This window comes from Mesorhizobium sp. WSM4809 (assembly GCF_055811655.1).
In genome coordinates, this window is sequence record NZ_JBVVQW010000005.1 from 185,731 (window position 1) to 203,267 (window position 17,537).

General features: G+C 62.9%; 16 protein-coding genes, 1 tRNA gene and 1 pseudogene. 7 read left to right on the top strand and 11 right to left on the bottom strand.

Annotated features, from left to right (window positions below; translation table 11 throughout):
* Nucleotides 1-24: 24 nt before the first annotated feature.
* Nucleotides 25-1,065 carry an ABC transporter substrate-binding protein gene (locus AC0L24_RS14810; RefSeq protein ID WP_473563902.1) on the bottom strand — a complete coding sequence of 347 codons (1,041 nt, stop codon included), beginning with the start codon at nucleotides 1,063-1,065 and terminating at the stop codon, nucleotides 25-27.
* Between the two features lie 238 nt (nucleotides 1,066-1,303).
* On the opposite strand from AC0L24_RS14810, the gene AC0L24_RS14815 reads away from it, so the two are divergent.
* Nucleotides 1,304-2,005 carry a GntR family transcriptional regulator gene (locus tag AC0L24_RS14815; protein ID WP_127268040.1) on the top strand — a complete coding sequence of 234 codons (702 nt, stop codon included), beginning with the start codon at nucleotides 1,304-1,306 and terminating at the stop codon, nucleotides 2,003-2,005.
* A gap of 71 nt (nucleotides 2,006-2,076) precedes the next feature.
* Here the strand turns inward: AC0L24_RS14815 and AC0L24_RS14820 are convergent, their stop codons facing one another.
* The 4 genes from AC0L24_RS14820 to AC0L24_RS14835 all read right to left on the bottom strand — a co-directional run bounded on the left by AC0L24_RS14820 (nucleotide 2,077) and on the right by AC0L24_RS14835 (nucleotide 6,815).
* Complete coding sequence (locus AC0L24_RS14820) at nucleotides 2,077-2,616, bottom strand: cytochrome c (protein ID WP_473563973.1); 540 nt, start codon at nucleotides 2,614-2,616, stop codon at nucleotides 2,077-2,079.
* A gap of 23 nt (nucleotides 2,617-2,639) precedes the next feature.
* Nucleotides 2,640-4,148, bottom strand: coding sequence for a multicopper oxidase family protein (locus AC0L24_RS14825; RefSeq protein ID WP_473563903.1), 1,509 nt, complete (start codon nucleotides 4,146-4,148; stop codon nucleotides 2,640-2,642).
* Nucleotides 4,149-4,344: 196 nt separating this feature from the next.
* Nucleotides 4,345-5,109, bottom strand: coding sequence for an SDR family NAD(P)-dependent oxidoreductase (locus AC0L24_RS14830; protein WP_256746507.1), 765 nt, complete (start codon nucleotides 5,107-5,109; stop codon nucleotides 4,345-4,347).
* Between the two features lie 290 nt (nucleotides 5,110-5,399).
* A complete protein-coding gene (locus tag AC0L24_RS14835; protein ID WP_473563904.1) occupies nucleotides 5,400-6,815 on the bottom strand; it encodes a LuxR C-terminal-related transcriptional regulator in 1,416 nt (471 codons plus the stop codon).
* 261 nt (nucleotides 6,816-7,076) lie between these two features.
* Here AC0L24_RS14835 and AC0L24_RS14840 point away from each other — a divergent pair, with 261 nt between their 5' ends.
* Complete coding sequence (locus AC0L24_RS14840; protein ID WP_473563905.1) at nucleotides 7,077-7,343, top strand: hypothetical protein; 267 nt, start codon at nucleotides 7,077-7,079, stop codon at nucleotides 7,341-7,343.
* A gap of 7 nt (nucleotides 7,344-7,350) precedes the next feature.
* Here AC0L24_RS14840 and AC0L24_RS14845 read toward each other — a convergent pair whose 3' ends face one another.
* A complete protein-coding gene (locus AC0L24_RS14845; RefSeq protein WP_473563906.1) occupies nucleotides 7,351-7,494 on the bottom strand; it encodes a hypothetical protein in 144 nt (47 codons plus the stop codon).
* Between AC0L24_RS14845 and AC0L24_RS14850 the strand changes: the two genes are divergently transcribed.
* Nucleotides 7,487-8,227, top strand: coding sequence for a hypothetical protein (locus tag AC0L24_RS14850; protein ID WP_473563907.1), 741 nt, complete (start codon nucleotides 7,487-7,489; stop codon nucleotides 8,225-8,227). The two genes, AC0L24_RS14845 and AC0L24_RS14850, sit on opposite strands and share 8 nt — an antisense overlap.
* A 444-nt stretch (nucleotides 8,228-8,671) precedes the next feature.
* Here AC0L24_RS14850 and AC0L24_RS14855 read toward each other — a convergent pair.
* A tRNA-Arg gene (locus AC0L24_RS14855) sits at nucleotides 8,672-8,748 on the bottom strand.
* 254 nt (nucleotides 8,749-9,002) lie between these two features.
* A pseudogene (locus tag AC0L24_RS14860) lies at nucleotides 9,003-10,503 on the bottom strand (ATP-binding protein).
* Nucleotides 10,504-10,781: 278 nt separating this feature from the next.
* On the opposite strand from AC0L24_RS14860, the gene rpmH reads away from it, so the two are divergent.
* The 4 genes from rpmH to AC0L24_RS14880 all read left to right on the top strand — a co-directional run bounded on the left by rpmH (nucleotide 10,782) and on the right by AC0L24_RS14880 (nucleotide 13,840).
* A complete protein-coding gene (rpmH, locus tag AC0L24_RS14865) occupies nucleotides 10,782-10,916 on the top strand; it encodes a 50S ribosomal protein L34 (RefSeq protein WP_008833937.1) in 135 nt (44 codons plus the stop codon).
* Nucleotides 10,917-10,932: 16 nt separating this feature from the next.
* Nucleotides 10,933-11,286 carry a ribonuclease P protein component gene (gene rnpA, locus AC0L24_RS14870; RefSeq protein ID WP_027040126.1) on the top strand — a complete coding sequence of 118 codons (354 nt, stop codon included), beginning with the start codon at nucleotides 10,933-10,935 and terminating at the stop codon, nucleotides 11,284-11,286.
* Nucleotides 11,287-11,300: 14 nt separating this feature from the next.
* Nucleotides 11,301-13,100, top strand: coding sequence for a membrane protein insertase YidC (gene yidC, locus AC0L24_RS14875; protein ID WP_127270245.1), 1,800 nt, complete (start codon nucleotides 11,301-11,303; stop codon nucleotides 13,098-13,100).
* A 179-nt stretch (nucleotides 13,101-13,279) separates the two neighbouring features.
* On the top strand, nucleotides 13,280-13,840 hold the full coding sequence (locus AC0L24_RS14880) for a fasciclin domain-containing protein (RefSeq protein WP_127271417.1): 561 nt from the start codon (nucleotides 13,280-13,282) through the stop codon (nucleotides 13,838-13,840).
* Between the two features lie 383 nt (nucleotides 13,841-14,223).
* On the opposite strand, the gene AC0L24_RS14885 is transcribed toward AC0L24_RS14880, so the two are convergent.
* From AC0L24_RS14885 to AC0L24_RS14895, 3 genes are read right to left on the bottom strand one after another with little or no spacing between them, the layout of a single operon-like run.
* A complete protein-coding gene (locus AC0L24_RS14885) occupies nucleotides 14,224-15,765 on the bottom strand; it encodes a DHA2 family efflux MFS transporter permease subunit (RefSeq protein ID WP_473563908.1) in 1,542 nt (513 codons plus the stop codon).
* Complete coding sequence (locus AC0L24_RS14890; RefSeq protein ID WP_127808380.1) at nucleotides 15,762-17,054, bottom strand: HlyD family secretion protein; 1,293 nt, start codon at nucleotides 17,052-17,054, stop codon at nucleotides 15,762-15,764. Before AC0L24_RS14890 ends, AC0L24_RS14885 begins: the two co-directional genes overlap by 4 nt.
* Complete coding sequence (locus AC0L24_RS14895; protein WP_127808379.1) at nucleotides 17,047-17,511, bottom strand: MarR family winged helix-turn-helix transcriptional regulator; 465 nt, start codon at nucleotides 17,509-17,511, stop codon at nucleotides 17,047-17,049. The genes AC0L24_RS14890 and AC0L24_RS14895 overlap by 8 nt, the downstream gene beginning before the upstream one ends.
* Nucleotides 17,512-17,537: the final 26 nt, after the last annotated feature.

A 17,537-nucleotide genomic window follows, 5' to 3' on the forward strand; every position in this document is an offset into this window, starting at 1 on the left:
CGTGGTTTGGATTGCGGCCGCAGCCTATTGCTGGATCAGATTGTTGAACTTTTCCGTCGCCTCGACCAGGTTGTCGCGCCAGAATTCTGCATCCTGCAACACCTGCTTCTTGACGTTTTCGGGCGCCGAATTGATGTCCTTGATCCTGTCCTGCGGGATCTTGCCAGTCTCGAAAGCCTTCTCGTTGACCGGGCCATTGTCGACATAGAGCGGCAGATTGACCTGCAATTGCGGGCTGACGAACATCGCCAGCGCCTTCATGGCCGCTTCCTTGTTCTTGGCGCCCTTGGGGATGACCATGCAGTCGGCGGTCAGCACGCCCTGGTCGAAGGAGAAGCTGATCGGCGCGCCTTCCTTTTTCAAGGTGCCGGCGCGGCCGTTCCAGATGCTCGCCATGTCGACTTCGCCGTCCTTAACCAGCTGCATGGCCTGGGCGCCGGAGGTCCACCAAGCGTCGACATTGCCGCGGATCTTGTCGACGGACTTCAACGCGCCGTCGATATCGACCGGATAGACCTTGTCGATCGGAATGCCCTCGGCCAGTGCGGCAACGCTCAGCGTTTCCGTCGCCTGGCTGCCGCTCAGCGCGCGCCGTCCCGGAAACTTTTCCACGTTCCAGAAATCGGCCCAGGTCTTCGGGCCTTTGTCGCCGAAGACGTCGGTCCGGTAGATCAGCACGACGGATGTGTAGGAAATGCCGACCCAGTCGTCGTGGACAAGCTTCGGGTTGATGCCGCTCTTGTCGATGATGCCGTAGTCGAGCTTCTCGAACAGCCCTTCCTTCGAGCCGCGCGCACATTCGTCGGCGCCAAGTTCGGTGATGTCCCACTTCACCGCATTGCCGGTCACCTGCAGCCGGACGTCGTCGAGGCCGTTGGTGGTGTCTTCCTTGATGGTGATGCCGAGCGCGTCGGCGGTCGGCTTGAAAAACGCCTTGGTCTGCGCCTCCTGGTAGGTGCCGCCCCATGAGGCGACGGTGATAGTGTCGCCCGCCATGGCGGGGGCTGCGAACGAAGCCATGAGGCCCGCCATCGCAACGATGCTAACGTTTCTGGTTCTGTTCATTTTTCGGCTCTCCAACCGGTGTTCCCATTGTTTTTGATTTGGCATGCTATTTTGTATACAATTTTGAGTGTAGCCTAGCGATCGATGTTGTCAACACCGCCGGCGCGCTCGAAATGTACGCTTCGTGCCGGACCAGGTTGGTGAGGGACGGCTTCGCCGGAGGCGTGGCAAATTGCGCCGACTGCGGCTACAGCTATGCGTGTTCCGGCTGAAAGGCCGGAGAAGTGGGAAGGGAAGCTTGGCCAAGGAAACCAAAAATACGCTGCGCGACTCGGTCTACTCCGCGCTGAAGGCGATGATCGTGACCGGCCAGATCCCGCCGGGCTCCCGCGTCACCGAAAACGACATCGCGGCGAAGCTGACGGTCAGCCGAACCCCGGTGCGCGAGGCTTTCAATCGCCTCGAGCGTGACGGGCTGGTCACCGGCCGGCCGCGCCAGGGCTATGTCGTCACCGAGTTCGACATCAACATGTTCCGCGAGGCCTTCGAGATCCGCGAACTGCTCGACGGCCATGCGACGGAACTTGCGGCAACGGCGGCGACGGAACAGGACAAGGCGCGGCTGCGCGCCATGCTGGCCGAATGCGAACGGCTGGCAGCCATTCCGGAACGCACGAACCGGGAAAAATTCCAGGAACTGGAAGTCGGCATCGACCTGCACCGCGTCATCGCCGAAATCAGCGGCAACGTCATGCTGCACAACATGCTGTGCGGCATTCTCGACAAGTGCCAGCACTACGTCTGGACCGAACTGTTGTGGCTGGACGAATGGAAGATCGCCCGCGACGAGCACGCCGAGATCGTCGATGCCATCTGCGCCGGCGACGCCGCCAGAGCCGGCACGCTGGCACGCGCCCATGTGCGCGGCTCGCGCGACAATGTGCTGCGCCTGCTGCAGGCCAAGTCGGATTATCGGAATTTTCTGGCGAAGGCGTCTTGATACAGGTGGCCTTCCTGGCATTCCGCATCGCTGCACAAGAGGGCAACAAATGGCGGTGTGATCGCCGGTTCTCACTTCACCTTTTGCCGAAACTTGGAATGGCAGCTTGAGCAATCCTGGAGGATAAGGTGCAGAAGATGCTCCGCCGGCAACCCGGCCGGATCCGCCTCCGTTGTCTTCAGCCGCTTGCCGAGCAGACTGCCCCCGTCCATTGACGTCATCGCGCCCATGCGCATGTCCGAGGTGATCCGGGCAGGCGCGGTTTCGGCCTTGGCTGCCAATGCATCGGCGAGTTCGCCAATGTGATTGGCGAGCGCCTCGAACTCCCGCCGCGCCTGATCGATTTCGGCTTTGGCGCCCGACGGCGCGCCCAGCGTGCCCGCCGGGAATTCAGCCATCAGGGCGGGTCCGGTACGGGCCCTGAGCGCCTCCGCCGCCGCCTTGAAGCTGGCGGCGTCGTAGGCGCGCTTGCCGCCGAACATCTCGGCGATGGTTTTCGCTGCCGCCGCCATAGCCTTCATCGAGGCCTGGCGTGCGGCCACGATCTCATCACTGGAGGCGACCGCCTGCGGCGAGGAGAGGCTCAGCGAACCGGCCAGCGCCAGCAACACCGCTCCGAACGCGATGCCGAACTTCATGCCATGACATCGAGCACGCCCATCATGCCGAGCTGCTCGTGCTCGAGGATGTGGCAGTGATACATGCGCTGCCCCGGCCTATCCTGGCGCAGCAGGAGCCGCACCGTCTCGCCGCGGGCGACGTTCACCGTGTCCTTCCATGCGAGATAGGGCGGCTTGGACACCGCGCCGTCGCGCTCATGCTCGACGACCTGGAATTGAGTACCGTGGACGTGAAAGGGATGGTCCATGTCGGCCTGGTTGACTATCTCCCAGAGCTCGATCTCGCCGGCCCTGGCGACGAAGTCGACGCGTCCCATATCGAAGGCCTTGCCGTTGATCAGGAAACCCATCTCCATGCCGGTGGGTTTCATCGCCATGGTCTCCGTTAAAACGAGCCGCCGGCTGAGGACAGGGTCGGCGAACGGTGCGATCGGCCGCAGCCGCGCCGGCAGCTGCGGCACCGCCTCGGCTTCGTTCTCCGAGACATCGACCGTCAGCAGCGTCAGCCCCGCATCGGCCGGGCGGCCGGGACCCATCCAGCCACGGTCGTAGCCGAGCGTATCGAGGGTGATGGGGCCGGGCCTGTCGAAGGATGCGACCAACTCGAGGCGTTCGCCCGGGCTGAGCAGGATCTCGTCCGCCGCCACCGGCGCCGCGAGCAGCCCGCCATCCGTCCCGATGACTGTTATCGTCGCGCCGTCGAAGGCAAGCTTCAGGAACCGTGCGTTGGTGGCGTTGTAGAGGCGCAGGCGTCGCTTGGCGCCCTTTGCCACCGAGAGCCTGGGATTCTTCTGGCCGTTGACCAGCACGTGGTCGCCAACGCGGCCGTTCATCAGATCGCTCATGCTGTTGCTCGGTATCGAGCCATCGGCGGCAAGTCTGAGGTCGGTGAACACCAGCACCGTGTCGCCATATTCGGCCGGGATGGGATCGGCCTTGGCCTTGACGACGAAGGCGCCGGCAAGACCCCGATAGACCTGCTCTGCCGTCTTGCCGTGCGGGTGCGGGTGGTACCAATAGGAGCCTGCGGAGCCTTCCGGCAGCTCGAAGGCATAAACGCGCTCGGTGCCCGCCGCAACCGGATCCATCGGACTGCCGTCCTGGTCGGGGGGCACCGGCATGCCGTGCCAGTGGATGGTGCTCACCTCGTTATCGATGCGGTTGGCAAATGTGATCTCGACGCGGTCGCCTTCGAAGGCCTCGATCAGCGGCCCCGGGCTGATGCCATTATAGGCGAGGATCGGTGTGTCTCGCCCCTCGGCGAACCTCGCAATGGCCGGTTCCGCCGTCAGCCTCGCCCTGAGCAGGCCCGGCCGGTCGGCTTCGTTGGCAAGCACCTGCAGGGCGCGCAACGCCTGGCCTTCGGGCAGGGTGACCGCGTCTTGCACCATCGCGGCCATGTCGTGCCCGGCATGGCCGCCCATGCCGGGCATCGACATATCGTCCATCTTCGTCTGCGCCAGCGCACGCGGGCTCGCCAGAACCGTCGCCAGGCTTGCCGTCAGAAATCCGCGTCGATGCATTTCTCCGCTCCTTGCTCTCGATGAAAGGCCCGCCGGAAGACCTCGCGTGACCCTAAGGGTTCCAGCAGCTGGAAGGTCAAGTGAGATCGAGCAGTCGACGGTGACGATAGAAGCTGCCTTGGCGCACGACGTAGTGAGAGCCCGGACCCGCTGTCCGATCATGAACACCGGTCGTTCCGGCGAAGCCGCAGAGTTCTCAGCCCTTGCGCTCCTGAAGGCTGTTGCCGCCGTCGACCACCAGCAGCGCGCCATTGACATAGCTGGCGCCTTCCGAGGCCAGGAATGCCACCGCGGCGGCCACTTCATCCGGCCGCCCGGCCCGCGCCGGCGGCGTATGCAGGGCGGCTTGCCGCTCCATTTCGCTCGACGAGCCCGTTTCGATCCAGCCGGGAGCGACGGCGTTGACCGTGATGCCGTTTTTCGCCACTTCGAGCGCCAGCGTGCGCGTCAGGCCGGCCATGCCGGCCTTGGCGGCCGAATAGGCTGCCGTGCCTTCGAAAGACACCAGCGGGCCGGTGACCGACGCCACATTGACGATGCGCCCGTAGCCCGCTTCGACCATCGCCGGCAGAAAGGCCTTCGTGACGAGGAATGCCGTCTTCAGGCTGACGTCGATCCCCTGGTCCCAGTCGGCCTCGGTCATGGCGAGAAACGCCTTGTCGACCGATGGCGATGCCAGCGAGCCCATGCCGGCATTGTTGACCAGGATATCGACCGCCCCGACATCGGCCCGCAGCCGCGCGACATCGGCAGCGATGGTGAGATCGGCGACCACGGCCTTGGCATCGATGCCTTCTGCACGGAGCCCAACGGCGCGATCGAGCACACGCGCACTGGCACCGGTGAGAAAAACGGCATGACCGGCATAGCCGAGCTGCCGGGCAATGGCAAAGCCGATGCCGTCGGCCGCGCCGGCCCCGGTGATCAAAGCGCGTTTGATGCGGGTATGGGGAATGGTCAAATCGGGCTCCGCTGGTTCCGCCTGTCGCGGTCTTACCACGCAGATTGGACGACGGCGCTTTGAAGATTTGCTCTGCAGCATTCTGCGCCGCTTAGCCGAGCTTCGTCCTGGTGACCTGCCTAGGCGCCGCCCGAATGCTTAGTCCATTGCGTGGCCGGTGTTGACCAGCCATCCTGCCACCGCCGTGCAGTCGCAGGCCGTCACTCGTTCCCGCCGTTCGGGTTGGAGCCCGCCATGACGCAAGTTGACACGCAATCGGACCTTATGCGCCCAATGTCATCCTCGATAGGTCACTTCCATGGCAGTCCTGCTGCGCTGAGGCGTGACCACAGGTTATTTCTAAACTCCGGACCGCGCGCTTGCTGCAATCGATCGACATACTCGCCGGTCAACCTGGGCGACTCGCGCGAGACGAACGACACGTCGTTCCGCGCAGACTCGAGATCGCCCATCCCCATGTATGATGCAGCCCGCAGGAGCCGTGCCCAGTGGTATTCAGGCAGGACCATCAGAAATCGATCAAACGAGGCAGTCGCGGCGTTATAGTTCCCGCCGGCGTATTCGGCATCGCCCCTGAACAGAAAGATCGGATGATAATTCGGACTGAGAAGGTCGGCCCGCGCGAAAGCTGCCTGTGCACCTTCGAGATCTCCGGCGTAAGTTAACCCAATTCCCAGCCAGGTACGACACTCTGCATCGTTCGGATTGAGTGCGATGGCCCGCCACAGGCAGCCAAGGCCCGTCTGCAAGTTTCCGAGATAAGTCTCGGCCAATCCGAGAGCACTGTGCAGAGATGCTTCCCGGTCGTGGCCACAAAGTCCGGCCCGAGCCTCATCACCAGCCCGGCGAAAGGCCTGGTCGGGTTCAGTGGACCATCCGTTGAAGCAGGAGTGGAAATCGACCCAGGCAAGAGTCTCCCTTATCAAGGCATGCTCTGGCTCGGCGGCGAGGAGCCTTTCACAGAGACGCCGCGCTACGACCATGCCTTTCGCCGTCGGCCGTTCGACGTGGTAAAACGCCTTCAGATAGAGCTTGTGGTGCTGAATTGCTTCCTCGAGGGCGGGCGGGCCTGCCGCGTGCTTCATCAACACCTGGAAGAGATTTCCGCTGATCACGCCTGTCAATTCGTCATGCGATGACGTCTGGGCGAGATCATATCTTGCGCTCCAGACCTCGACTTCCTCCTCGGCGTCCACGAGATGCGCGAAGGCGTGCATGGCTTTGTCTTGGCTATGGACCGCGACCTCCAGGACATAGTTGGCTCCTGTGGTCCTGCCGATTTCCTTGACAGTGAGATGCCGCTTCGCGAGCGCGAACATTGTGGCGGCTGCGACGATTCCGATCTGGGAGAAGCGTCCGAGCTCTGCGGTCAACGCGCGCGTCAATGCATCCGCATCGGTCCTTGTTTTGCCGAACTGACCCTTGACCGGCATCACCGCCAGCCGCGGTTTTTCGCTTTGATGGGGTGACAGCCCGCCTGGCCTGGCGCCGGAAGCGCCGGCAAAGTACGCCGCGAGCCCGATCTTGGTCCGCACCCCAAGTTTTCCGTAGATGGTCGCAAGGTGAGTGCGAACAGTGGCCGGAGCAATGAAAAGCGCCTTGCCGATCTCCCGATAGGTCAGGCCGGCGGCAAATTTTTCCGCGACCTCGCGCTCACGACCCGACAATGCGACAAGCGTTTGAGCTTTCGAAGCGCCGAGCACCATTGTGGACCCCCGTCCTTGGAAACCCCTCCGTAGCCGAAGAATGCTACAGAAGAATGCTACAAATGCACTAGGCCGAATACCGCATCTGCCCGATTCCGCCGCAGGCTCGCACGGCGCAAGCTTCCCAACGGCAACAAACAATCGGCTAAGGGGGGTTCCATGCGTCCTGTATCCATAGTGCTGGCATGCACGGCCTTGGGCTATTCCGCCCAACCGTCACCTTCTTTCGCAAGCGGGTGCCGACAGTTGCTGGAATCAAACGTGAAAATCGCCAGCATGCATGCCTATGCCAGCATCTTGGCCAATGCTGCCCGCAACGGCTGGAACTACACGCCTGAATCGATCGTCAGCGGCTCGAAGCGTCACTTCGAGGAGATGAGTCTCCAGTTGATCGCAGCCGGTTATGAGATTGTCCCGGCCAACGCTCACCCGCACTGCGCCAATCTGAACAGGGCGGGAGACGACGAGAGCACGATGACGACCGAGCCGAACACCGAAGCAAGCCCGATCGACCGCGGCCTGATCTAAGCTGGTCTCACCGCGCGCCACATAACACCAGCTTTTGTCGAAACACCGATATGTCGAAGGTGCAGGCCAACTGTCTGCTGCTCGGATCGAGATGATCCAGCACGTCTTCTGCGTGCGCTGCCTGATCGCGGGGTTCGTTATCAATGACCATGCATGACCTTCCTGATGCCGCCGGAGAGCCGGGCGACACTTCAGGCCTGTCGCGTTTCGCCGCGGCAATCCGTTCACGCATGGTAGGTCCCGGAGGATATTACAATCTCGGCAATGGGCTCGGGCTGGCGACGGGCGTCATGGTCCAGATCGTTGCCGTGCCGCCGGGTTCCGCCGTGAGTGGCTATGCCGCGCTCCTCGATTATTTCGTTGGCAGCATCGCTGCCCTGTCGCTCACCCTGGCCACGCTGGTCTTCTTCTGGAGCGGCGAGATCTACTGCCGCGCATGGGCCAGGAAGCCGTCCCCAGACGTGTCCCTAAACCGCCTTGGCGACATCACGTCGGGGGTCGGGGCGATCGGACTCGGCATCGCCCTGTTCCTGTTCGGCGAACCTGTGCTTGCGGCGACCTCGGGCTTGCTGCATGCGCTCGGCAAGTTCGGCAGCGCCTTCGAGGACGGCAAGCCGTTGCCCGGCTGGCCAGCCAACTGGCCCAATCCGTTCCGGAGTGCCGTTCTGGCCAGCCGTCTGCCGGCGCTGGTCTCGGCCGCGGTGGGAAGCGGCGGTGCCCTGCAACTGGTATGGTCGGGCGCTTCCTGGACGCTCGTCGCAGCGCCGCTGACATTGCTTGTCTGCTATCTGCTTTGGGCCAAGGCAGACCTGTTGCTGCTGCTCCAGGAGGTGCGAGCCGGGAGCGCGCCGGCATCGTCCGCCGGCAACCGAGATCGAACGTGACGGCCCATGTCGAAGACAGAGGCCCCTGCTTGCAGGCGCCTTTGGGGGTTTGGCAACGTCGCGCAGAAGACCGTGCTGGATCATCTGCAGCATCAGAAAACTCTTCCGGAGTTGAAGCGCACCAAATTCGAGGTGCGGGCGAGGGCCGGAGCGAGAGCGCGCCTCATCCCGCCGATCAGCATGTATGAGAACGCGAGGAATCGGCGGCAGTTGAAAACGGCCTTTTTTCGGACAGTCATTCCCTAGGTTTTGCGTTGGGAGCCGGCAACATCAACACCGGTGCCTGATGCGTGTACCCAGCGACCGCGATGACCGCCAGCCCGATCCGTGCGAATCTGATCGAATCGTCTGTTGACCAACAGGCGGGCCACCATTCGTCAGGAATTCATGCCGATGCGGTTGATTAGCGAGGCCTGAAAGGCAAGCAATTTCAGCTGGATGGAATGGCGCGCCCGAAGAGATTCGAACTCCTGACCCCCAGATTCGTAGTCTGGTGCTCTATCCAGCTGAGCTACGGGCGCGCAACAGGCCATGCTTTCCATGACCCCGCAATCCGATCGTAAACGACCGGTCGCGACGAGACGTGTTCCCTAGCGACTGAATTTCGGAAAAGCAAGCCGATCCGGCAAAAGTTTTGTCACAAGTGCCTTGGCCGGCGATGATGGCCCGGATTCCGGCGCTTGGAAACGGTCCGAAGCCGAGGCCGGTTCACTCCTCGGTAGGAAGAGGCATCTGCACAGAGGGCACGGGCATCGGGCAGACAGTGCTTAAAGGATCATGCCGGGCGGCGCAGGCCATTGCGCCTGGTCGAGCCGGACCGGCTGATCGGGAATGGTGACGGCGAATGTGGTGCGCCCGCCAATGCTCTCGACCAGTTCCACCGTGCCGCCATGCGCGCGGATCAGTTCGTGCGCGATCGCCAGGCCAAGGCCGGTGCCGCCGCTGCGCGCCGAGCCGCGAAAGGCCGCGAACAGGTTTTCCCGCGCTTTGGGCGGCAGGCCGGGTCCGGTGTCGCTGACGGCAATGCGGCTGACGCTGCCCAGACGCACGGCCGAAACCGCCAGGCGGCGCACCAGGGCGTTTTCGCTGTCGGCCGCCATCGCCTGCACGGAATTCCGGCACAGATTGGTGAGCACCCTGAACAGCTGGTCGGAATCGGCATCGACCTCGAAGGCCGGCTCGACCGAATTGACGAACTCGATGCCTTGCTCGATGTCGAGCAGGCCTTGCACGTCCTCGACCAGCTGCCGCAGCCGGAGCCGGCGGCGCGCGGGCGGCGGCTCCTGCGTGCGGCCGTAGTGAAGCACGCCTTCGGAATAGGACACGGCACGGTCGAGTGCGCGCAGCAGTTTCGGCGCGAAGGCCTGCACGGTCGGATCCTTGACCTGGCGCAGGCGGTCCGACATCAGCTGCGCCGAGGCCAGGATGTTGCGCATGTCATGGTTGATCTTGGAGACCGCGAGGCCGAGGTCGGCAAGATGCTTCTGCTCGGAGAGCATTTTTTGCAGCCGCTCCTGCATTTGCGACAGCTCGCGCTCGGCAACGCCGATCTCGTCGGCGCGGGCAGCCGGATGGATGATCCGTCCGGGATCGTCGGGGGCCTCGGAGAAGGACAGCATCGAGCGCGTCATCGTCCGGATCGGCCCGATCATGATCAGGTCGATGGCGGCGTAGACCAGCATGGCGGTGAACAGCGAGATCAGCAGCGAGACGAAGGCGACGTTGCGCGAATAGCGCAGCATCGCATTGCGCAGGCTGTTGTCGGGCATGATCAGCTCGAACTCCTTGTCCGAGTCACCAACCGGGCCGAAGACGCGCAGCATCCGGTCGCCGCCGAAAAACAGCGTGTCGAGCGCGCCGGTCATGCCCTTGATCATGCCGATCGAGGCGATATCGATGTGTTCGTCGACCTTCGGCGGCATTTCGGCCACCACCAGCAGCCGCGAGACGCCGCCGTCGCGCACCGCGATCGCCTTGGCGCCGATCGCCATCAGCACGTCGTTCTGGGCCGTGCGCGACAGCGAGGTGGATTCACCTTGCACCAGCACGATCGACACCGCCGCCGCCGTGCTCAGCCGCTCCTTCAGCCAGTTCAGCCGGTAGCTGGCGATCCAGGGCAGGAAGATCAGCACTTCGGCCAACAGCACGAAGACGATGGTCAGCAGCAGCAGCTTGGTCGACAGGCCGCGCGACAGCGGAACCGTGCGCACGGCGGCTGGCGCCTCGGTGGACGCCGCCGTGCCGATCCCTTCCTGTGCCTGTATGGTTTCGCTCATGCGGCTAATGTCTTCACGATCACTTGATCAACGCAGATTAGGCGATTACGGCTTTTTTGCCAATTTCATCCTTGGTCGCAAACATAAACCGGCCTGAACGGAGCCGGATTGCGCCCGACGACTCCGGATTGACTTCCAAAAGCCTTCTTTCTATAAGCCCGCACACGCTCGGGCCATTCGTCCCGGCGCGGTTTCGATCGCGCCAAAGCCGGCCCGGCAAAGCTCCTGTTACACAGTGACAGAATCAAGAAGGGCCGCACCCCGCGGTATTAAAACAAATGAAGCGTACCTACCAACCGTCTAAACTCGTCCGCAAACGTCGGCACGGCTTCCGTGCCCGCATGGCCACCAAGGGTGGTCGCGGCGTCGTCGCAGCTCGCCGCAACCGCGGCCGCAAGCGGCTCAGCGCCTGAACGGAAGACGAGATCGTTGCCCGCAACCGGCAAGCCAGTGGGACCAAATCCCAAGCGGCTTCTGAAGCGCGCGGAATTCCTGGCTGTCCGTCGTGGTGAAAAACGACGCGGGCGGCTTTTTCTCGTTGAAGTTCTCGACCGCGGCGACGGCCTGTCGCCGCGCGTCGGCTACACCGTCACCAAGAAGGTCGGCAATGCGGTTGTCCGCAACCGTGTCCGGCGGCGGCTGCGAGAAGCAGTCCGCACGCACGCGGCAAGTGACATGGCGCCTGGCAATGATTATGTCATCGTCGGGCGCGAAGACGTGCTTACCACTCCGTTCGGCCAGTTAAAGGCCGAACTCTCCCGCCGACTGCGCGGAACACGATAGGCCAAGGGCTTTCGATGGAAAACAACCGGAACTTCTTCATCACCATCGCGCTGTCGGTGCTGATCCTTGCGGTATGGCAATATTTTTACGTGTTGCCGCGCAGCGAAGCCCAGCGCGAGGCGGCCCGCGTCGAACAGCAGCGCATCGAGGAGCAGAAGAAGGCCGCCGGTACCGACACCGGAACGCCCGCCGCACCTGGCGCCATTCCGAATGCACCGGGTACCGACGCCGTGACGCCGGCCGGCCGCGAACAGGCGCTCGCCACGACGACCCGCGCGAAGATCGACACGCCGAGCCTCGAGGGTTCGATCAACCTGACCGGCGCCCGCCTCGACGACCTCAAGCTCAAGCACTACACCGAGACGGTCGACAAGAACTCGCCCGAGATCAGCCTGCTCAACCCGGCGGCACTGCCCAATGGCTATTATGCCGAGATCGGTTTCGTCGGCAACGACAAGACCGGCGCGGTGCCCGGTCCGGAGACTGTGTGGACCGTCGACGGCAATGCGACGCTGACGCCGACGACCCCGGTCACGCTGACCTATTCGAACGACAAGGGCTTGACCTTCAAGCGCACCTTCTCCGTCGACACCGATTACATGTTCACGGTGTCCGACACGGTGCAGAATGCGGGCACGGCCGCCGTCTCGCTGTCCAATTACGGCCGCGTCACCCGCTTCGACAAGCCGCTCGTTGCCAGCACCTATGTGCTGCATGAGGGCCTGATCGGCTTCACCGGCACCGAAGGCCTGCAGGAGCACAAATACGCGTCCATCGAATCGGACAAGCAGTTCACGCCGGGCAAGTCGACTGACGGCTGGTTGGGCATTACCGACAAATACTGGGCGGTGACGCTGGTGCCGACCGAAAAGCAGCCGTTCCAGCCGCGCTACGCCTTTTTCGAGGACGGCCGCCACCGCTATCAGTCCGACTTCCTGACCGACCCGATAACGGTTGCCGCGGGTCAATCGGCGACGGTGGAGAGCGAGATCTTCGCCGGCGCCAAGGAGGTCGGCAAGATCAACGCCTATGCAGAGGACCGTCAAATCAAGCGGTTCGATCTTTTGATCGACTGGGGCTGGTTCCACTTCATCACCAAGCCGATGTTCTGGCTGATCGACACGCTCTACAAATTCTTCGGCAATTTCGGTCTGGCCATCCTCGCCACCACCGTCATCGTCAAGGCCATCTTCTACCCGCTCGCCAACAAGTCCTACGCGTCGATGGCGAACATGAAGAAGGTGCAGCCGAAAATGCTCGAGATCCGCGAGAAATACGCGGACGACAAGATGAAGCAGCAGCAGGCGATGATGGAGCTCTACAAGACCGAGAAGATCAATCCGATCGCCGGCTGCTGGCCGGTGGCGCTGCAGATCCCGGTGTTCTTCGCGCTCTACAAGGTGCTCTACATCACCATCGAGATGCGTCATGCGCCGTTCTTCGGCTGGATCCAGGATCTGGCCGCGCCCGATCCGACATCGCTGTTCAACCTGTTCGGCCTCATTCCGATCACGCTGCCGCATATGCTGATGATCGGCGTATGGCCACTGATCATGGGCGTCACCATGTTCCTGCAGATGCGCATGAACCCGACGCCGCCGGACCCGACGCAGGCGGCGATCTTCACCTGGATGCCTGTCATCTTTACCTTCATGATGGCGGGTTTCCCGGCCGGCCTGGTCATCTACTGGGCCTGGAACAACACGCTGTCGATCCTGCAGCAAGGCATCATCATGAAGCGCCAGGGCGCCAAGATCGAGCTGTGGGACAATCTGGTCGCGCTGTTCCGAAAGAAACCATCACCGGCCGAATAGAAGGCGCAGCGCTTTCTCCAGCCTTCAAAGCCCCGCCTCGCGCGGGGCTTTTTCGTTCAAGCCGCTTTCGGCATCACGTTCCTGTGATCGGCGAAACTTGCGCCCCGCCGGCGGCGTGACTGCCTGTGCGTTTCCAAAGGCTATCAATTCCGATCAGCCCTCACCCGGAGGAAGACCATATGCGCTTGCCGTCATTCAGGACCATCGCCCTTTCCGCGTTCGTCGCCGGCGTGGCGATTGCCGCGCCCGCCTATGCCAAAAACCCGAATGTCGGCGGCGCGCCGATGTACACCACCAAGAACATCGTCGAGAACGCCGTCAATTCGAAGGACCACACGACGCTGGTCGCCGCGGTCAAGGCCGCCGGCCTGGTCGACACGCTGCAGGGCGCTGGCCCGTTCACAGTCTTCGCCCCGACTAACGCGGCGTTTGCGAAACTGCCCAAGGGCACCGTCGACACGCTGCTGAAGCCGGAGAACAAGGGCAAGCTCACCAAGGTGCTGACCGCGCATGTCGTGGCAGGCAAGATTTCGGGCGCCGAAATGATGAAGAAGGCCAAAGCGATGGGCGGCAAGTACGAGATGAAAACCGTCTCCGGTGACACGCTGACCGCTGAAGTCAAGAAGGGCAAGCTCTACATCATGGATGAGTCAGGCGGCGAGGCGCGAGTGACGATCGCCGACGTCAACCAGTCGAACGGCGTCATCCATGTCGTCAACAAGGTGCTGTTGCCGAAGTAACGGCTTTCGGCAAAAGGGATCAAGGCAGGTCCGTCGGGGCTTTCTCGGGCCTGCCATCCCCACCTCATGACGAGGTGCCATGTTTCTTGGGAAGTCGTATCGGCATCGGCCGGGGTCCTGTCCCTCACAGGACCCCGGTTTCTTTTGGTTCATGGACCGAAGACCGTAGAGAACAAATACCTGAACGGAGCGGGTAGCCGAGATGCCGGTTAGCCGGCAGGAAATCGTATCCGGCGATTGCCGTCCTCAATCAGCTGGATACTTGGGCAACCTAGCATCACGTGCAACGGGACAGCCGACGACGTCGCCATACGTTGTATTTCCATTTTGTCGACAGTGACGCATTCGAAACTTGCTTCAACAAAAGGCCCTCGACCAAAACATCACTCTATCACGGCGCTGTGGTCGATCTTCGCCGGAGTCGCCGGCTTGCGCAGCAACAGAACCAGCGGAATGGCGGCAAGCGACAGGATCATCATCAGCTTGAAGTCGTTCATATAACTGATGATTGTCGCCTGCAGCGTCACCACGCCGTCGAGCGCGGCGCGGCCCGCGGCGCTGTAGGGATCCATCGCCTGGAAGATGGCCGGATTGCTGAAAGCCTGGTTGTAAGGCGTCACATAGGTGGCGATGTTGGCGTGGTTGATCTGCACGTTCTCCGTCAACAGCGCGGTGACGACGGATATGCCGACGCTGGAGCCGATGTTCCGCGACAGATTGTAAAGGCCTGTGCCTTCCGCGCGCCGCTCCGGCGCCAGCGTGGCGAAGGTGATGGTGGTCAGCGGCACGAACAGGAAACCCAGGCCAGCGCCCTGGATGAAGCCGGTGCTGATGATCGTCCATTGCGACACATCAGGGGTCCAGCCGGTCATGTCGTACATCGCCCAGGCGGTGACCAGCAGGCCGGTCAACAGCAGCCAGCGCGTGTCCACCTTGCCGATCAGCCTGCCGACCAGGAACATGCAAGCCATGGTGCCGAGACCGCGCGGCCCCATGACGATGCCGGCCGTCACCACCGGATAGCCCATCAGCGTCTGCAGATACGGCGTCATCAGGGCCAGCGAGGCCAGATAGGTGATGCCGATGATGAAGATGAAGATCATGCCGACGGCGAAATTCCTGTCGAGGAACAGCCGCGGGTTCACGAAGGTGTTTTTGGCGGTGAAGGTGTGGACGAGGAAGATGTAGAAGGCCGACGCGCAGATCAGCGCCTCGACGATGATCTCGGACGACGAGAACCAGTTGAGCTGCTCGCCGCGATCGAGGAACATCTGCAGCGATGCGATGGTGACGCTGAGCATGCCGAAGCCCAGCCAGTCCAGCCTGGCCTTGAGGTCCGTCTTGGTTTCCTGGACGAACATCGAGACGCCGGCGAAAGCCAGGGCCCCGATCGGGACATTGATGTAGAACACCCAACGCCAGCTGACGTTTTCGGTGAGCCAGCCGCCGATGACCGGCCCGAGCACCGGCCCGACCATCACCGAAACGCCGAACAACGCCATCGCCGAGCCGCGCTCCTCGACGCTGTAGATGTCGAGCAGGATGCTCTGCGCCAGCGGCACCAGGGCCGCGCCGAACAGACCTTGCAGCAGGCGGAAGCCGACGATCTGCGGCAGCGACTGCGCGAAGCCGCACAGCACCGACGCGACGACGAAGCCGGTGATGGATATCAAAAGGATGCGCTTGCGGCCGAAACGATTGGCAAGATAGCCCGAAGGCGGAGTCATGACGGCCGCCGCGACGATATAGGACGTCAGCACCCAGTTTATCTGGTCGGCGCTCGCCGAAACGCTGCCCTGGATATAGGGCAGCGCCACATTGGCGATGGTCGTGTCCAGCGCCTGCATGATCACGGCCAGGATCACGCAGGCGGTGATGGCGCCGCGGTTGGCGACCACGCCACCTGTCGCGGACGCGCTGCTCATGACTTTTGTCCGAACCGGCCGAGGAGGTCCGTCACGAAGTCCGGCAAGCCGCGCGCATGACCGGTGTCGATGCCGACCACGACGCTCATCCCGCCACGCAACGGCGGCTTGCCCTGGAGATCGTCGACCGTCACGCGCATCGGAATGCGTTGCACGACCTTGACCCAGTTGCCGGTGGTGTTCTGCGCCGGAAGCAAGGAGAAGCTCGACGACGACGCCGGGCTGATCGAGGCGACCGTGCCGTGCCAGACGGTGCCGGGATAGCTGTCGACGCTGATCGTCGCCGTCTGTCCCGGCCGCACATAAGTCAGTTCGGTTTCCTTCGGCTCCGCCGCGATCCACAGATCGGTCGCCGAAATCAGGCTGAAGGCCGGCTGCGAAGCCGGCAGGTACTTGCCGACCTGAAGCGCGTCGACATTGGTGACTATGCCGTCGAACGGCGCCTTGACGATGGAATCGGCAAGATTGCGCTGGGCGTCGTCCACCGCCGACTGCGCCTGGAGGTAGAACGGATTCTTCTCCACCGGCTGGCTGGCGTCGCCGCCAAGCTGGGCAAGCGTCGCCTGTGCCTGCGCCTGGGCAACGGACACTTTCTGGCGGGCGGCGACGAGGTCGTGCTGGGCGCTGTCGAAGGTCGCCTTGGAGGAGGTGGAGGTCTTGAGCAGATCCTGCTGGCGCTGGAAAGCGGCCTCGTAATAGGGGATGTCGGCCTGCGCCTGCTCGATCAGCGCCTGCGACTGCTGGTAGCTCGCCTGCAAGGTCAGCACCTGGTTGCGCACAGTGCCGAGCTGCGCCTGGGCGGCGGCAAGAGCGGTTTCGAAAGAGGCCGGCCGCAGCCGGAAAAGCACCTGGTCCTTCTTCACCGCCTCGTTCTCGTGCACGTCGATCTCGGACACAGTGCCGGAGACATCGGTGGAAACGCCGAGCGACTGCGCCTGGATGTAGGCGTTGTCGGTCGTCATGACCTGGCCGCCGATGACGTAGTAATAGCCGCCGACGACCAGCGCGACCGGAAGCAGGGCAAACAGGATCGGCCGTGCCCGGCCGCGCTTGGGCTTGACCGGCGCCGGCGGCGCCACCGCAACCCCGGCCTGCCGTGGCTCCTTGGACGGCGCCTCGAGCGCGGCCGGCTCCAGGGCGACCGGTGCTTCGAGTTCGTCATTGCCGATGAGGGTGCCGGCTCGCCTTTGTTCGCGTTCGCTGTCCAGTCGGATGATCTGGTCGTGCGCCCGGCCGGCGGAGGATCCGTCTTCTTCGACAGGCTTCTTTGGTGAGGTTGATTCAGCCATGTGTTTTCTCCCGGTCGGCGGCAGGCTGGGTGCAAGCCGCGAGCAGATTGGATTTGATGAGGGATAGGGTTTGCAGCAGATGCAGCTGGGCATCCGCGGAAAGACCGACAAAGGCCTCGTCCCGCGTCTTCTGCCCATTGGTGCGCATGGCTTCAATGAGCGGATAAGCTTGCGGCTTCAGGTAGAGCAGCCATGCCCGGCGGTCAGCGGGATTGGGCCGGCGCTCGATGAAGCCGCGTGCCTCCATCTTATCGAGCAGCCGGGCGAGCGTGATCGGCGTGATCTCGATAAGATCGGCCAGTTTGTTCTGGTGGATGCCCTCATGCAGGCAGAGATAGGCGAGCACCTGCCACTGGGCGCGGGTCAGCCCCGATGCCCACGACCTCTGCTCGAACCGCTTTCGAAGCAGGCGCGCGACATCGTGCAGCACGAAGCTGATGTTGGGTGACGATGGCATGGAAGGTACTGAGGTTCTAAGGCGCA

Excerpts from the sequence above, each read along its gene's own strand:
- AC0L24_RS14850 (WP_473563907.1), top strand. The coding sequence starts at position 7,487 with ATGACCATGCATGACCTTCCTGATGCCGCCGGAGAGCCGGGCGACACT.
- AC0L24_RS14880 (WP_127271417.1), top strand. The coding sequence starts at position 13,280 with ATGCGCTTGCCGTCATTCAGGACCATCGCCCTTTCCGCGTTCGTCGCC.
- AC0L24_RS14895 (WP_127808379.1), bottom strand. The coding sequence starts at position 17,511 with ATGCCATCGTCACCCAACATCAGCTTCGTGCTGCACGATGTCGCGCGC.
- AC0L24_RS14810 (WP_473563902.1), bottom strand. The coding sequence starts at position 1,065 with ATGAACAGAACCAGAAACGTTAGCATCGTTGCGATGGCGGGCCTCATG.
- AC0L24_RS14890 (WP_127808380.1), bottom strand. The coding sequence starts at position 17,054 with ATGGCTGAATCAACCTCACCAAAGAAGCCTGTCGAAGAAGACGGATCC.
- AC0L24_RS14885 (WP_473563908.1), bottom strand. The coding sequence starts at position 15,765 with ATGAGCAGCGCGTCCGCGACAGGTGGCGTGGTCGCCAACCGCGGCGCC.
- AC0L24_RS14835 (WP_473563904.1), bottom strand. The coding sequence starts at position 6,815 with ATGGTGCTCGGCGCTTCGAAAGCTCAAACGCTTGTCGCATTGTCGGGT.
- rpmH (WP_008833937.1), top strand. The coding sequence starts at position 10,782 with ATGAAGCGTACCTACCAACCGTCTAAACTCGTCCGCAAACGTCGGCAC.
- AC0L24_RS14825 (WP_473563903.1), bottom strand. The coding sequence starts at position 4,148 with ATGCATCGACGCGGATTTCTGACGGCAAGCCTGGCGACGGTTCTGGCG.
- yidC (WP_127270245.1), top strand. The coding sequence starts at position 11,301 with ATGGAAAACAACCGGAACTTCTTCATCACCATCGCGCTGTCGGTGCTG.
- AC0L24_RS14845 (WP_473563906.1), bottom strand. The coding sequence starts at position 7,494 with ATGGTCATTGATAACGAACCCCGCGATCAGGCAGCGCACGCAGAAGAC.